Origin of the sequence: Aliiglaciecola sp. 3_MG-2023 (genome assembly GCF_030548205.1) — a bacterium.
Taxonomy (GTDB): Bacteria; Pseudomonadota; Gammaproteobacteria; order Enterobacterales; family Alteromonadaceae; genus Aliiglaciecola.
On record NZ_JAUORV010000014.1, the window covers coordinates 1 to 15,877 of the forward strand.

At 41.0% G+C, this 15,877-nt stretch carries 16 protein-coding genes; 13 read left to right on the forward strand and 3 right to left on the reverse strand.

Translation table 11 applies throughout. From position 1 onward, the window contains the following. Positions 1-491 precede the first annotated feature (491 nt). A complete protein-coding gene (locus tag Q4574_RS15350; RefSeq protein WP_303475085.1) occupies positions 492-860 on the reverse strand; it encodes a hypothetical protein in 369 nt (122 codons plus the stop codon). Positions 861-1,499: 639 nt separating this feature from the next. Between Q4574_RS15350 and Q4574_RS15355 the strand changes: the two genes are divergently transcribed. The 11 genes from Q4574_RS15355 (at position 1,500) to Q4574_RS15405 (ending at position 12,062) form a co-directional block, all read left to right on the forward strand. Continuing rightward, positions 1,500-3,428, forward strand: a complete 1,929-nt coding sequence (locus tag Q4574_RS15355; RefSeq protein ID WP_303475087.1) for an ATP-dependent DNA helicase — start codon at positions 1,500-1,502, stop codon at positions 3,426-3,428. A gap of 4 nt (positions 3,429-3,432) precedes the next feature. After that, positions 3,433-4,116 carry a tRNA (adenosine(37)-N6)-threonylcarbamoyltransferase complex dimerization subunit type 1 TsaB gene (gene tsaB, locus Q4574_RS15360; protein ID WP_303475294.1) on the forward strand — a complete coding sequence of 228 codons (684 nt, stop codon included), beginning with the start codon at positions 3,433-3,435 and terminating at the stop codon, positions 4,114-4,116. A 123-nt stretch (positions 4,117-4,239) separates the two neighbouring features. After that, positions 4,240-4,560 (forward strand): hypothetical protein, encoded by a 321-nt coding sequence (locus Q4574_RS15365; protein WP_303475088.1) that lies wholly within the window; start codon positions 4,240-4,242, stop codon positions 4,558-4,560. A 317-nt stretch (positions 4,561-4,877) separates the two neighbouring features. Beyond that, positions 4,878-5,519 (forward strand): Slp family lipoprotein, encoded by a 642-nt coding sequence (locus Q4574_RS15370; RefSeq protein ID WP_303475089.1) that lies wholly within the window; start codon positions 4,878-4,880, stop codon positions 5,517-5,519. Between the two features lie 143 nt (positions 5,520-5,662). After that, positions 5,663-6,517 (forward strand): alpha/beta fold hydrolase, encoded by an 855-nt coding sequence (locus tag Q4574_RS15375; protein ID WP_303475091.1) that lies wholly within the window; start codon positions 5,663-5,665, stop codon positions 6,515-6,517. Between the two features lie 95 nt (positions 6,518-6,612). Next, entirely contained in the window at positions 6,613-8,265 is a 1,653-nt protein-coding gene (fadD, locus tag Q4574_RS15380) for a long-chain-fatty-acid--CoA ligase FadD (RefSeq protein WP_303475093.1), read from the forward strand. Between the two features lie 85 nt (positions 8,266-8,350). Further along, complete coding sequence (rnd, locus tag Q4574_RS15385; RefSeq protein WP_303475095.1) at positions 8,351-9,499, forward strand: ribonuclease D; 1,149 nt, start codon at positions 8,351-8,353, stop codon at positions 9,497-9,499. Continuing rightward, on the forward strand, positions 9,499-9,780 hold the full coding sequence (locus Q4574_RS15390; RefSeq protein WP_303475097.1) for a YcgL domain-containing protein: 282 nt from the start codon (positions 9,499-9,501) through the stop codon (positions 9,778-9,780). The genes rnd and Q4574_RS15390 overlap by 1 nt, the downstream gene beginning before the upstream one ends. Positions 9,781-9,789: 9 nt before the next feature. Continuing rightward, on the forward strand, positions 9,790-10,779 hold the full coding sequence (locus tag Q4574_RS15395; RefSeq protein WP_303475099.1) for a lytic transglycosylase domain-containing protein: 990 nt from the start codon (positions 9,790-9,792) through the stop codon (positions 10,777-10,779). Beyond that, positions 10,780-11,454, forward strand: coding sequence for a fumarylacetoacetate hydrolase family protein (locus Q4574_RS15400; RefSeq protein WP_303475100.1), 675 nt, complete (start codon positions 10,780-10,782; stop codon positions 11,452-11,454). Then, a complete protein-coding gene (locus Q4574_RS15405) occupies positions 11,451-12,062 on the forward strand; it encodes a YcgN family cysteine cluster protein (RefSeq protein WP_303475102.1) in 612 nt (203 codons plus the stop codon). The genes Q4574_RS15400 and Q4574_RS15405 overlap by 4 nt, the downstream gene beginning before the upstream one ends. A 42-nt stretch (positions 12,063-12,104) precedes the next feature. On the opposite strand, the gene dsbB is transcribed toward Q4574_RS15405, so the two are convergent. Both dsbB and nhaB read right to left on the reverse strand, forming a co-directional pair. Then, entirely contained in the window at positions 12,105-12,629 is a 525-nt protein-coding gene (gene dsbB, locus Q4574_RS15410; protein WP_303475103.1) for a disulfide bond formation protein DsbB, read from the reverse strand. 23 nt (positions 12,630-12,652) lie between these two features. Next, positions 12,653-14,239: a sodium/proton antiporter NhaB gene (gene nhaB, locus Q4574_RS15415; protein ID WP_303475104.1), complete on the reverse strand. Its 1,587-nt coding sequence runs from the start codon at positions 14,237-14,239 to the stop codon at positions 12,653-12,655. A gap of 264 nt (positions 14,240-14,503) precedes the next feature. Between nhaB and fadR the strand changes: the two genes are divergently transcribed. Together fadR and Q4574_RS15425 are read left to right on the forward strand one after the other, a co-directional pair. Continuing rightward, positions 14,504-15,214 carry a fatty acid metabolism transcriptional regulator FadR gene (gene fadR / locus Q4574_RS15420; protein ID WP_303475105.1) on the forward strand — a complete coding sequence of 237 codons (711 nt, stop codon included), beginning with the start codon at positions 14,504-14,506 and terminating at the stop codon, positions 15,212-15,214. A gap of 272 nt (positions 15,215-15,486) precedes the next feature. Then, on the forward strand, positions 15,487-15,843 hold the full coding sequence (locus Q4574_RS15425; protein WP_303475106.1) for a phasin family protein: 357 nt from the start codon (positions 15,487-15,489) through the stop codon (positions 15,841-15,843). Positions 15,844-15,877 lie beyond the last annotated feature (34 nt).

Genomic DNA, 15,877 nt, shown 5'->3' on the forward strand with positions numbered 1-15,877 from the left:
GATATGTTTTTAACCTTTGAAACACATTTTAGTGTGGCAGCCGGACAAACAGACACTTTAAAGCACTACAAACGAAAACGTCGGCAAATGAGTTCATTGGGTTAACGCTCTTCTGAATCACTTTTCATTTCAGGCATTTTTTTGCACAAGAAGCAGGCCTAGCCTCGCGCTAAATACATCTCAAAAGCACTTACCCACCGCAGATACCGAATCGCTGCATGCATTTATCTAAAATAAGGGCGTAAAAACACTTCGTTAACTATTTTTACAAATAATTAACCGAGCTGGTTAGTATTTTAAAAGGTGCCTGTCCATAAAAAAATGCTGTATTTTAAAAGGTGCCTGTCCATAAAAAAATGCTGGCTGTCCATGAAAAGAACTCTGGGTGTCCATGACAAAAAGGTGGGTGTCCATGAAAAGAAAAAAGAGCGAAAATTCGCTCTTTTTTGGTGTTACACATAGTGTCTCATTTAAAAGACACCCGTTTATGATTAATTACAATCAGAAACGTCTCCACCCGTTTTCTCTTTCATTTTGATGCAGGCTTCTTTTATCTTGTCAGCGCTAGCTTCTTTCATTTCTTCTACTTCATCCCCAGCATCTTCCATCATTTCTGAGGCTTTATCTTGTGCTGCATCTTTCATTTCTGACGCTTTTTCGCTTGCGTCGTCCATCATGTCTGCCGCTTCATCCTTGGCGTCGTCAAGATAATCTGAAGTTTCTTCCTTCATCTCTTCCATTTCTTCAGTCATTTCAGCTTTGGTTTCACTGGTTGATTCTTTTTGGGCTTCTGAACACCCAGCAAGGCCTAAGCTAGCGATAAATAGTGATAATACAATTTTCTGATTGATTGTTTTCATTGTGTTTCCTTTAGTCCATTTTAAAGTGCTGTTTCTTTTTTAAGTGATCGAGCGAAGGTCAATGTCACAAATAAAAAGATACCAACGTAGCATATCGTAGAAATTATAGCCGACATTAACCTACTAGATAAATCGGCAGGCTTGAAAATTGCCATCAAGGTGACAACAGTCGCTAATATTAACCAGAATAACATAATCGAACTCCTTTCTATGTGCCACTTGAAACAACTGATTGTTAACCTGTCGTTTCCATCAGTGAAAACAGAAAAATAGCAAATAAATCTTACTGTTTTATGATGAATTAAATAATATTTTAAGTATTGCTTAATCTATGCCAAAGTTTCATCTATTTGATTATTAATGGTTTTATTATTCTTGGTGCTGTTTGGTCGGGTTATATTGGATAAATTAGTCTGTTTTTTAATACACCTTTGGTGCGACTTGTCTTTTTTGGGGCAATTTTTTAAGCATTATATCCAACACAACTGCACTCAAAGGTTATCTTCCGCTAACATTTTTTTAATTTTTTTGGCATACTCACCGCCAATTTCTCCCGTTGCGGAGCGAGAAAGCAATTTTGGTTAAATGGATAACAATAGTGATACTAATTTGTGACAGTAATAGGCAGGCAAGCAGAATATGAATAAAACGTCAGTGTTGTTTGCCGAAGATGGAGTATTGTCTACTGCTATTGAAGGGTTCAGTCCCCGCGCTTCACAAATTGCTATGTCTAACGCCATTGAGCAATGTATTGATGATCAAGTTCCACTCATTGTTGAGGCGGGTACCGGCACAGGGAAAACCTTTGCTTATTTAGCCCCTGCGATGATCAGTAATAAAAAAGCGATTATTTCAACGGGCACAAAAAATCTTCAAGAGCAGCTATTTCACCGAGATTTGCCGCTACTTAAAAAAGCCTTAAAAAGTAATCGCCAAGCGGCGTTACTCAAGGGGCGGTCTAATTACCTTTGTTTGCACCGATTAGGACAACACAGTGGTAATAGCACTTTGCTAGAGCGCACAACCTTAGATGAGTTAACCCAAGTCAGACAATGGGCCTCCACCACTAACACTGGCGACATGGGAGAGCTTAAATCATTGGCTGAAAATGCCAGAGTTCTGCCCTTAGTCACCTCTACAGTTGATAATTGTCTTGGCCGAGATTGTCCTGACTACGAAGATTGCTATTTAGTGAAAGCTCGCAATAAAGCGATGGATGCGGATATTGTCGTGGTCAATCATCATTTGTTCTTCGCTGATATGGCATTAAAAGATACAGGTTTTGGGGAATTAATTCCCGAAGCGGATGTGGTGGTATTCGATGAAGCCCACCAAATTCCCGATATTGCCAGTGAGTATTTTGGAGAAGCGCTTTCCAGTCGACAAATACATGATTTAGCACGAGATATTGAAATTATAAAACGGACTCAACTCAAAGACGCAGAACAACTGGTTAAGGTTGCTGAAAAATGTCGTTTGATTGCCGCGGATTTACGGATTTTATTTCCCGTCACTCCAGAACGTGGTAATTGGCGACAGATGTTAAAACGTCCAGAGGTTGAAGCGCAAATTAGTAAGTTGGACGAGTCGTTAACGGTGCTTTATGAAGTGATTAAAATTCATTTGGGGCGAGAGAAAGAACTGGATACCCTATTTGAAAGGGTAACTCATGCCAAAGCAAAATTGGCAGTGTTAAACGATGTCAATCAAAAAGGGGTGAGCTTATGGTATGAAACAACACCCAAGCACATTGTTTTGCATTTAACGCCATTAAGCATTGCTAAACGTTTTGCCAGTTTTATTGAAGAGCCTAAACGCAGTTGGGTTTTCACTTCTGCCACTTTGATGGTTGATGGTGGTTTTGCCCACTTTCAACGTCTAATGGGCTTGGATAATGCTAAAACCCTAGCTTTAGATAGTCCCTTTGATTATCAACAACAAGCGGTACTGTGCGTGCCTCGGTATTTACCCGAACCTAGTAGTTGGGAGATGCGACAAAATTTACTGGAAGTCGCTATAACCTTAATTAAAGCGAGTAAAGGGCGTTGTTTCCTGCTATTCACGTCCCATGCAATGCTGAAAATTATCGCTGAAAGTTTAGAGGAACATATTGATAACCCAATTTTAGTGCAAGGCACCACGACCAAACGAGCCTTACTAGACGAATATGTCAGCAACAAACAAGCGGTTCTATTAGGTACAGGTGCATTTTGGGAAGGAGTAGATGTGCGCGGTGACGATTTGACCTGTGTAATGATAGATAAACTCCCGTTTGCGGCACCGGATGATCCACTTTTGCAGGCGCGAATTGAAGATTGTCGAAAATCAGGCGCAAATCCATTTGCGCAAATACAAATCCCCCAAGCGGTTATTTCCCTAAAACAGGGGGCAGGGCGACTCATTCGTGATGAAAAAGACAAAGGGGTGTTGGTGATCTGCGATAATCGTCTGATCACCAAAGATTATGCAAAAACGTTTTTAGCTAGTTTACCGCCAATGAAGCGTACCCGTGATTTATCGGTGGCGGTCGATTTTTTAACTGAATTAAACTCCTCTGAAGGCCTGTGAATTGATGAAGATACTTGCGATAGATACAGCCACTGAAGCCTGCTCTGCGGCGATTCTTATTGAACAAAAAACGGATTCCATATTTGAAGTTTGTCCCCAGCAGCATAGCCAAAAATTACTGCCTATGGTGGAACAGTTATTACAGCGGAACAATCAAACATTAGCAGAAATGGATTATTTGGTGTTTGGACGCGGTCCAGGCAGCTTCACGGGGGTCCGTATTTCAACCGGTATTATTCAAGGCTTGGCACTCGGCACTGAAAAACCGGTTATTGGTATTTCTACCCTGGCGGCCATGGCACAGCAAGCCATTGATGAGACGCAGGCCAAGTTAATTGCGGTTGCCATAGATGCTCGAATGGATGAAGTGTATTTTGCGTTATATCGCAATGAGAATAATTTAGCCCGTTTGGTTGGCGAAGAGCAAGTGCTTTCAGCTGATGCTGTGCTGGCGCTATTAACCGAGGAACCGGACGTACTATGCGGAACCGGTTGGGCGGCTTACCCTGCCTTTCAAACAATAGTAGAAAAAACAGGACAGGCATCAATTCTTTATCCCGCTAGTGCGGCTATGATGCCATTAGCAATCGAAACTATTGCTCAAGGGAGTTTTGGTGAGGCTGAGAACATTCAACCGGTATATTTACGTGATAAGGTCACCTGGAAAAAGCTACCAGGCAGAGAATAACCCCTTGATTGCCGAACGTCCTTTTTCAGATTTTGTTCTTTTTTACACAGGCACATGTTTTGTGCATGATTATTGCTGTTTAAAATGGTTTGACAGGTAAAAAGGAGGCTAGAGTTTAGCTTAGTGGAAATTAAATCTTCGTTAGTTGCTGCGCAAAATCAACTAACAATCACGCCCACTGCTCGTGAACCGCAAAAACAAGCGGAAGCGCAAGAGCAACAAAATCAAAGACGTGACACTGAGTTGCCTCGTCAGCAGGTTGTTACGCGTCAAAATACACCAGAAGCATTTGCTCAAGCTGAACGTTTTAGCCAACAAAAAAGCAACTCATCACAACCTCAAGATTTTACTGCTCGTCAAGCGATAGACGCCTACCAATCTCTCGCCAAGGAAAACCAACGTAGTGAAATTCAATCGTTAATGGGGATTGATACATTCGTCTAGTATCGGCTTTTTTGAATCCTGTCGCATACAGTTTTAGTGTAATATTTTGCGCTTATTTGCTAAGCTAATTTATAGTGGGTTTGGCATTTATATCCCAAAATGAAGTTGATTCAACCAATATTCAAACCTATTGTGAGTATGGGGTGTTACTATTATTTAGAGTGAGTTTAGAAGCAAGTCCAATTGATTTAATAACATGAAGTGATAGATTCATGGTCTGTTTAGCGAAAAGACGAGTAGAAGATAAATACGGAGCCTAATCATCTCAGGTTGTATTAAATCTAGTTAATTGAATTTAAGTAGTAAAGGGGATTCTCATGTTAGCGAAAATCACGATATTTATATCAGTAGTTCTGATGGCGGGCTGTACGGTCATCCCTGATAGCATTCAGGTAGATGAAGGAACCACGCTACTTGAATATCAGCAAGTTACTAGCAATCCCGAAAACAATATTGGGAAAATTGTTCGTTGGGGGGGCGTGATTGCTGAAATAACCAACTTACCAGATGCCACTATGGTTGAAGTTGTAGACTTTCCGCTTCGCTCCTATGGCAGACCTTCGGTATCAAACCAGAGTATGGGGCGATTTCGGGTTTATATCGACGGCTTTATTGATCCCGTGGTGTTTGAAAAAGGTCGTGCAATTACCTTTACCGGAAAAGTTACAGGTTCAGAAGAGGGAATGGTGGGCGAGCACAAGTTTGTCTTCCCAACAATTCAATCTACCGGATATCATCTTTGGAAAGAATTAGAGCAAGTCAACGTAAGAACCATAAGTATGTGGCCATATGGAAACTACTGGGGATGGCCATACCGCCCTTATCATCAGCGTGTGTTTATCCGTCGTAGTAACGATAGCCCCTCTGGTGGTGCTTCAACGCCAATCAGAACGCAGCAACCTAGTCGTTCGTCACAGTCACGAAATAACAGTGTAAGAACTATTGATAAAGAGCCTTAAACAGTGATTTTTAGGCAATTATAACTAATCACGATAGCGGTGTATCACGGCGGATAATTTCCGGTGGTGGCAATAAAGTGTTAAAAAGCGGCATGTACTTGCCGCTTTTTTGTTTTTCACAACATGCCTAAAAGGATATGAAAATGCATGATGTCAGGTTTTCTTTGCCTAACCTTGAGTTAGCTGGACTTGCTAATGGTCATACCGATAAACCCCTTATTATTGCTTTGCACGGATGGTTGGATAATGCGGCCAGTTTTATCCCTTTATCTCACTATTTGAATGATTATCACTTGATCGCTATTGATTTTGCAGGGCACGGTCATTCTAGCCATCGCAGTGCGGATGCCCATTATCACCAAATTGACTTTGTGCATGACTTACATGAACTCGTATTGAGTCAAGGCTATAAAAACTTTATTTTACTTGGACATTCAATGGGCGGAATTGTCGGCTCATTGTATGCAAGTAGCTTCCCTGAATTTGTGTCTCATTTCATTACCATTGAATCATTTGGCCCCATGTCTAAGGATGCGCAAACTAGTCCTGTGCAAATGCGTGAGTCTATTGAAAGCCGTTTGAAATTGCGGGCAAGGGAAGCGAAACACCCCAAAAGTTATGATTCTGTTGTTAATGCTAGAGCATTAGTTGGCGATTTGAGCGAAGAGGCTGCTACACTTTTAGTGAATCGAAATTTGCTCGAACAAAATGGACAGCTCCGTTTTCGCACAGATAGACGGCTTCGCACTCTGTCGTCTATTCGACTAACAGATGAACAAGCCAAACATTTCATGCAAAATATTCAAGCTCCTACGTTAGCGATTATGGGTACCTCTGGATATGAAGTTATGCGTGAAAAAATGCAGGAAAGATTTGATTGGGTGACGAACCTTTCTCATGTGACGTGTGAAGGGGGACATCACTTACATATGGATTACCCACAACAAATTGCAGCTAAATTGCTTAATTTTCTGGCGGACACGCCATTAAAACAATAAAATTAGAAAACAATCAGGTCTTACCTGTATTAATTTTAATGTTCATTCGTTAAGATCATGTAACTGTATTGAGAAGCATAAGCCCTGGAGGCACAATGGACAAAATTTGGTTAGAGCACTACGACCCCAATATTCCTGCAGAAATTGACCCAGAGCGTTATTCTTCAATAGTTGATATATTCGAACAATCGGTTTCGACTTACGCGAATAATACTGCGTTTATCAATATGGGTCACAGTATTACCTTTGCCGAGTTAGACACTTTATCTGCACAATTTGCAGCTTATTTGCAAAGTGAAGGGTTACAAAAAGGTGATCCTGTTGCCATTATGATGCCTAATGTTATTCAATATCCCGTGGCACTATTTGGCATTTTGCGTGCAGGATTAACCGTGGTAAATGTCAATCCACTTTATACTGCACGAGAACTGCAACACCAATTAAACGATTCGAATACCAAAGCTATTGTCATAATTGAGAATTTTGCATCTACTTTGGCGCAAGTCATTGAGCAAACCAATGTGCAAAAGGTTCTGCTAACTCAGGTTGCTGATATGTTTCCGGCACCTAAACGTTGGCTCATGAATTTTGCCGTAAAATACATTAAAAAAATGGTGCCGAAGTTCTCTATTGCGAAAACTGAAAGTTTCCTATCTGCTATTAAAAAAGGAGCTTCCTTAACCTATACCCGGCCTGAAATAAGCAATGATGAAATTGCTTTTTTACAATATACCGGCGGCACGACTGGTGTATCAAAAGGGGCGATGCTCACTCATCGCAATATGGTAGCGAACCTAGAACAAATTTCGTCAGTATTACAGACGGTTATTCAACCGGGAAAAGAACTGGTGGTCACTGCGCTACCGCTTTATCATATATTTGCCTTGCAAGCGAATTGCCTGACATTTGTTAAGTTTGGGTGTCCAAGCCTGTTAATCACAAACCCTCGAGATATGACCGGCTTTGTAAAAGAAATGTCGGAACATCCGTGGACAGTGATCACTGGGGTGAATACCTTATTTAATGGTTTACTCAATACCCCCGAATTTAACGATCTTGACTTTTCAGATTTGAAGTTTGCTTTAGGTGGCGGCATGGCGGTGCAGCGCTCGGTGGCTGAAAAGTGGCAAAAAGTAACAGGCAAAGTCTTGTTGGAGGGCTATGGGTTAACCGAATGTAGTCCTGTGGTCAGCGTGAATCCTCCGCAACTGGAGAGTTATAAAGGTTCTATTGGGATGCCGGTTTCCTCAACAGACATTAAATTGTGTGACGATGATGGCAATGAAGTCCCTATGGGCCAACCCGGGGAAATGTACGTTAAAGGGCCGCAAGTGATGAAAGGTTACTTAAATCGTCCCGAGGCAACCGACGAGGTGATTCAAGATGGTTGGTTATTAACCGGTGATATCGCTACGGTTGACGAACAAGGCTATTTTTATATCGTCGATAGAAAAAAAGACATGATTCTAGTGTCAGGGTTTAACGTATTTCCTAATGAAATTGAGGAAGTCGCAGCAATGCACGATCAAGTCGTTGAAGTCGCTGCTGTTGGTGTGCCTAGTGAATCATCCGGGGAAGCAGTAAAACTCTTTGTCGTCCGTAACTCCGATGAATTGACGGAAAAAATCTTGATCGATCACTGTCGTAAAAATTTAACCGGGTACAAAGTACCAAAATTTGTTGAATTTAGAGACGAGCTTCCAAAGACAAATGTTGGTAAGATACTGCGCAAAGAGCTGCGCGATTAAGTTAAACGAAATCTTTTACTATTTCATTTAAATCAAAAAGCCGGCTCATGTCGGTTTTTTATTTTCTAGGTGTCCATCTTTTCATATGCAATATACCCTTATAACTAGTTTCGAAGCATTACAATCCTTTTGTGATCAAGCCAGCAACGCGTCTGCCATTGCCGTTGATACCGAATTCGTGCGAACCAGAACCTTGTACCCTAAGTTAGGCTTGATTCAAGTTTTTGATGGTGTTTCACTGGTTCTTATCGATCCCTTAGAAATTGATGACTTATCACCTCTGGTGGATCTTTTTGCTAACCCGGATGTAGTGAAAGTCTTGCATTCCTGCTCTGAAGACTTAGAGACGTTTTGGCATAGCCTGAAAGTGATCCCGACGCCTATTTTTGATAGCCAATTTGCAGCGTGTTTATTAAATATGGGAGCTACATTAGGTTACGCTAATCTCATTGAGCTAATGTTAGATATTAAACTCGATAAAGGTGAGTCGCGGACAGATTGGATAGCTCGTCCCCTTAGTAAAGAGCAGTGTCAATATGCTGCAAATGACGTTCTCTACTTGTTGCAAATTTATCCTCAATTAAGTGAACAAATTGCAGCGTTAGGAAGAACGGAATGGATTTATCAAGAAATGCGTCAACTGGCATTGAAAAAGTCCATTAACCTTCCGGCTGAGCTGGCTTATTTAAATATTAAAAACAATTGGAAGTTGTCAGGAATTTCATTGTATTTACTTAAAATATTAGCCAAGTGGCGCATCGAGCAGGCGCGAATTCGTGACTTGGCGTTAAATTTTGTCGTGCGTGAATCCAATCTCGTTGAAGTCGCAAGAACCTTGCCTAGTCACAAAGGTGCGATATTTGCCATTGATGGTATGACGCCACAGGAAGCGCGGATCCATTCAGAAGCCTTACTGAGTTTGGTGGAAGAAGCCAAACTCGCGCCCGTTGAGGTCTACCCGCCGCCTGTTGAAAGGTTAATCACCCACAAAGGATTCAAAAAAGCGTCTGCTGAAATACGAGCTTTATGTCAATTAAAAGCAGATGAGCTTGAAATACCCGTTGAAGTTATAGGCTCTAAAAAACAAATCCAACAATTGTTAAAATATCATTGGCATCAACAAGATGAACTGCGGGAAATGGGATTAAAACCTGATTTAATGCAAGGCTGGAGAGAGGAGTTGCTAGGTGATGAGGCCCTTAAAATAGTGGCCAAATATGGGGAGATTCGATAATGCTTGTGTATGTGTACAAAAGTAATAAAAAGCAGCAAACCTATCTCTACGTTTTACAAAAAGATAACTTTGATGATGTGCCAAAACCCCTTATGGAAACCTTTGGCCCCCCTAGTTTTGTGATGATTCTCGCTCTGCAAAAACGTCAAAAATTGGCCCAGGTGGATATTCATAAATTAACCACTGAATTGAATTCAAAAGGTTTTTATTTACAACTACCTCCACCAAATGAAGACTTATTAAAGGCACACAAACAATCACAATTAAAGAGTAAAGGTTAAATTGGCGACATGATCAAATTAGTGAACCGGCACTGCATTCTATTTTTAATTCTGCTGTTAAGTTTTCCCCTTTGTGCTCAAAAATCAGAACAAGGCTACGGCGATTATGTGGAGCAACTTAAGCAGGAAGCGATTTCAGAAGGTTTCGAGGTTGAATTTGTTGAACAAACGTTTGCCGACATAACATTCTACAAACGCGCCATCAAAGCAGATAAAAATCAACCAGAGTCTAAAATCACCCTAGATAAATATTTGCGCACGCGGGTACCAGATTGGAAGGTGAAACAAGCCATTGATTTGTATACTCAACATCAGCAGGTTTTAGAAAAAATAGGTGAAGAATACGGTGTGCAACCGCGCTTTATTGTCGCCTTATGGGGTAACGAAAGTAATTTTGGAAAGATAATGGGAAATTATTCGGTTATTTCTGCGCTATCTACCTTAGCCTATGAAGGACGACGTGAAACGTTCTTTAAAAAGCAGTTGTTTGCGGCTTTGACGATTTTACAGCAAGGTCATATTCAAAAGTCACAGTTTCTCGGTTCTTGGGCGGGAGCAATGGGCCAAAGCCAATTCATCCCAACTTCTTTTCTTACCTACGCAGTTGACTATGATAAAGATGGTAAAAAAGATATCTGGAGCAACCCCAAAGATGTCTTTGCATCCATTGCTAATTACTTAAGTAAAGAAGGATGGGATGACAGTATAACCTGGGGACGCCAAGTTCGTATTCCTGCCGATTTTGATTTGAGCTTAGCGGGTTTAACTAAATCTAAGATGAAATCATTAAGTGCATGGCAGGCACTAGGAGTGAGACGCTACAATGGTGCAGATTTGCCCAATGTAGACTTACAAGCCTCGTTAATTATGCCCGATGATGAGCATGGTCGGATCTATTTGGTTTATTCCAACTTTCATACGCTTATGCGCTGGAATCGTTCAACCTATTTTGGCAGTGCAGTTAGTTATCTGGCCGATCGAATTAAAAAGGGGTCTTAGATGGAATATAGTCATAAAACGATTAATGGTCAGCCTATTCAGCTACCCGTTGGCAAAGTTGTATGCGTGGGACGTAATTATGTGGACCATGTTGAAGAATTGGCTAATGAAATACCCGATAACCCATTATTATTTATGAAACCTTCGACTAGCCTATGTGATGTAAATAATCCGATTTCGTTACCTCCCGAAACCTTAGGAAATTGTCATAACGAATTGGAAGTGGCCATTCTGATGCAGTCTCCGTTAAAAAACGCTTCCCAGGCAGATTGCCTCAATGCTATCTATGGAGTGGGTCTGGCACTGGATTTAACCCTACGAGATTTGCAGAGTAAACTTAAATCTAAAGGTTTACCTTGGGAGCGAGCTAAAGCCTTTGATGGGGCTTGTCCGATGTCGGGTTTTGTTGAGGTTGGGGAACTGGCTGATCTTCAAAGTTTAGATTTTAGTTTGCACATTAATCAACAACTCAGACAGCACGGAAATACGTCTCTGATGATCTGGAACCTTGCTTCTTTATTGTCACAAATTAGCGAGGTTTTCACTTTGTTGCCCGGTGATATAGTGCTAACAGGGACACCCAAAGGCGTGGGTCCCTTGCATCCTGGTGATCAATTGTGTTTGAGTTTACATGAGCATTTTAGTGTAAACAGCAAAGTGCTGGTGGCAACATGAGCTTAGCAGCAAACTTTTGGCAGACGAAATCGTTAGCACAAATGAATCGTCAAGAGTGGGAGGCCGTTTGTGACGGCTGCGCTAAATGTTGCTTACACAAAATCATAGATGAAGGTGACAAAGAAGACAGTGTCAAAGAAGAAAGCGCCACAGAAGACATTCTCTCAGAAGTTAGTGCTGGGCAAGTTGATGAACTCCCCGTAAACGCGCCTCAAGAAGACTCTGCCAATCAAGTCACGCCTTCCCAAACCGCGCAATTGCCTAACACTGAAGAGTTACATTTTACCAATGTTGTGTGCAGCTATTTAAATACTAAAACATGTGCTTGTACCCAATACGCAGACCGTGATGAACTGGTGCCAGAATGTGTCACATTATCCCAGGATAACCTTCATCAGCTTGCCTACATGCCGCCTAGTTGCAGTTATCGTAGACTTAACGAAGGCAAAGGGCTGCCTAGCTGGCATCCATTACTGCATAAGAATAAAAAGTCAGAAATGCACAAGGCTGGTATGTCTGTGCGGGGAAAAACCGTATTCGACAAAGACGTGGATGAGCGCGACTTTGAAGATCACATCGTGATTTGGCCGTTGAACGAAATCGATTAACTTGCGGGTTAATCGATTTCTGTGTTTAGCCGTTGGTTTGACTTAAAAGCTGCGGCGGGTAAAAAGTCGACTGAATAAAACCACGGTAAACACGGCGCTGTAAATTGCAAACACCACAATCATCCATTCAGGCATACTCATATTGATAAATTCCCAATCAATACTGCCGCAATCACCAGTGGCAGCAAACATGTTGGGCAACCAATTGTGCAAGGGAAGGAATGCTGGGAAGTTAGGGACAATTTCACAGGAAACAAAAAACGGGTTAGTTTCGTTCTGGATATCTACGTGCTCCATGGCGATAAACATGCCCCATATAGCCGAGATCCCCCAGGTCACAAAACCGATAAATCGAGTGATGATATTGTTTTTGAGGGCAGGGAGTAAACCTGCGAACAGTAAACCAAATACGGCTGTGCGTTGATAAATGCACATGATGCATGGCTTAAGATCTAATCCGTATTGAAAAAACAGCGCGGTTACAATCAAGGCCAATGCAGACAACGTTAGCGTCAACCAAGCCCATCGCGTTGACGCTAAATTGCCCAAGTATACAAATATGTTCATTTTGATGAATTTTATCCTAAATTTTAGTGAGCGCTAGGGGCACCCGCGGCTTCGCTTGGAACATGATGGTTTATCCAATGCAGATTATATAAAACGTCGGTCAGTTCCTGTAAACCAAAATAGGTTGTAGCCAAACCTACTAGGGTTAAGACAATTGTAAAGGGGAATGCCATATAAACCATAGTACCATATGATAAGCGCAGTAAAGGCGCGATAGCGGACGTTAACAAGAATAAAAATGCCGCTTGTCCATTCGGGGTGGCTACACTGGGTAAATTCGTTCCTGTGTTAATAGCGACGGCTAACAAATCAAACTGATCTCGGGTGATTTGTCCATTTTGCAGCGCTGTGGTGACTTCGGTAATGTAGACCGAGCCTACAAAGACATTGTCGCTGACCATAGATAACACTCCGTTGGCGAGGTAGAACATCACCAGTTGAGTTTTACCTTCAAACGTTAGCACGTAGTTAATTACGGGTGTAAATAGGCCTTGGTCAATGATCACCGCCACAACACCAAAAAACACACATAGCAGGGCAGTAAAAGGTAAGGCTTCTTCAAACGCTTTACCAATAGAATGCTCTTCAATAACGCCACACATGGTGGTGGCCAGTACAATTACTGATAAACCAATAAGACCCACTTCTGCTAAATGTAAAGCTAAGCCGATGATTAACCAAATACCGATAATGGCTTGGGTAAAGAGTCTAGCGGTATCTAATTTTGTACGTTGTTTATCCATCTGAGTGTTGTAATCACTCAAAATGCCTCTTACGACAGGCGGCAATTGCGCGCCGTATCCGAACCATCCCATTTTTTCGACGAAATAGGCGGTAAGCAAGCCTGAAAAGAAAACAGGAATCGTAATCGGCGCCATGCGAACGAAAAATTCACCAAAACCCCATGATGCTTTGTCTGCAATGATCAAGTTTTGCGGTTCACCAACCATGGTCATAACGCCACCTAGCGCTGTTCCTATAGCTGCGTGCATCATCAGGTTACGAAGAAATGCTCGGAAGTTCTCTAAATCATCACGACTTGGTTGGGCTATTTCATCATCACTGGAATGATCGTGATCGATGTGGAAATCTTTACCTGAGGCCACTTTATGATAAATACTGTAGAAGCCTAAACCTACAGCAATAATTACTGCAATTACCGTCAATGCATCTAAAAATGCAGATAAAAATGCCGAAGCGATAATAAAGGCTAAGGATAGTGCGCGTTTGTTTTCTATCTTTATTAATAGCTTAGTAAACAAATACATCAGTAGATCTTTCATGAAGTAAATGCCTGCGACCATAAATACCAGCAGCAAAACCACACTAATATTTACAGTTATTTCATGATACATATGACCTGGAGATGTCATGCCTATGAAAAGTGCTTCTATGAGCAATAACCCGCCGGGTTGCAGCGGGTAGCATTTTAGGGCCATTGCCAAGGTGAAGATAAATTCCAAAACCAACACCCAACCAGCAATATAGGGACTAACAAAATAAAATAAAATTGGGTTTAAGATTAAAAACCCTACAATAACCTGCTTGTACCAATCCGGAGCATGGCCTAAAAAGTTTTTGTAAATAGCTTGAGTCATTGAAACTTGCATAGAGGAGTCCTTTTACTCATCGACCTGAAGTGCAATCGCAAATATTTATCCCTTCATTTTTAAAAGGTAAGCGCAATAAATGCAAGGTAAATCTGTTGTTAATCAGTGAATTGATACTATTTGAACAGATATTGCTCAGCTTTGCGACAGATAAAGTCTATTAAATAATTAACATACTGTTAAACTTTCGTTGTTCCATATAAAATTCATCTGGTACAATGAGTTATCAACATGACACTAAAATGATAATAAGAGAGCCGTTGCATGATTTACAAGGCACAAAGTCCAGCAGGATTTGCAGAAGAATATATTGTTGAGTCAATATGGAGTGGGCGATTTCCGCCAGGGACGATTTTACCGGCGGAGCGTGAGTTGTCAGAACTCATAGGCGTGACTCGCACAACTCTGCGAGAAGTACTTCAAAGACTTGCCCGAGATGGTTGGCTAACAATTCAGCATGGTAAACCTACCAAAGTGAATAATTTTTGGGAAACGTCGGGTTTAAATATCCTTGAAACACTGGCACGTTTAGATCAAGAAGGGATTTCCGAATTAGTTGATCACCTGTTAGCGGCGAGAACAAATTTAAGTGCAGTATTTATTCGTGGTGCAATTAAAAATAATGCTTCAAGGGTGAAGGAGATCCTCAAAGGATATCAAGATATTCCCGAAGACGGGGCTGCGTTTGCCTTATTCGATTATCAAATTAACCACGACATGGCGTTTGCTTCAGGTAACAAAGTGTATGTTTTGATGATGAATGGTTTTAGAGGTTTGTATTCTCGAATTGGTGGATACTATTTCTCTTGCCCTAAATCTCGTGAATTATCTCGAAACTATTATCAAAAATTAATGGAATTAGCTGATGCAGAAGAATTTGATAAAGTTGTGTCTGTTGTACGCGAATATGGAATAGAGTCAGGTAAAATTTGGCATGAAATTCGCGCCGAAATGCCTAAGGATTTGGTTGATTAAATATTTTGCTGTGTATTCATTGTTCGCAGATAGTGAATACACCGCAGTGCTTCTGTGAACATAACGCTAATAATATGAATGTTAGTTTATAAGTTGAAATCTCTCCTCAAAACGCCTATCCCTACGATCCATTATTAATATTTTAAAGTCATTTAATTTCAAATGGTTGCACTAATGTTTCGAATTAATTTGGATTAATTTGTAAGATTAGTATGCGCTTTCTAATTTTGATCGTTAACCTTGATTACAGTCAACAAATCGAGGAAATAATCATGACTAATTTAGACGCAATCAAAAGTAAAGTTTCAGACGCTGAAGATTTTGCACGTAAAATCTGGTTAGCTGGTTTAGGTGCTTATGGTAAGAGTTTCGACGAAGCTCAAGGTCAATACGAAAAATTGACCACTGAAGCAGGTAAAGTATTTGAAGAGCTAGTAGAAAAGGGCGAAGTATTAGAAACTGAAGCCAAAGCGAAAATCAAAGCTAAGACCAATGTTGAAGAGCGTGTTTCTGAAGTACGTAAAAAGTTAGGTTTAGATGCATCTTCAGGTTCTGAAGACAAAGTGGAAGAACTTTCTGCAAAAATTGATGCATTAACTGATGCAGTTGCAAAATTAGCAGCTAAGTAATATCAATAAGTTCAGGAATTGCTGTGAGCCTTAA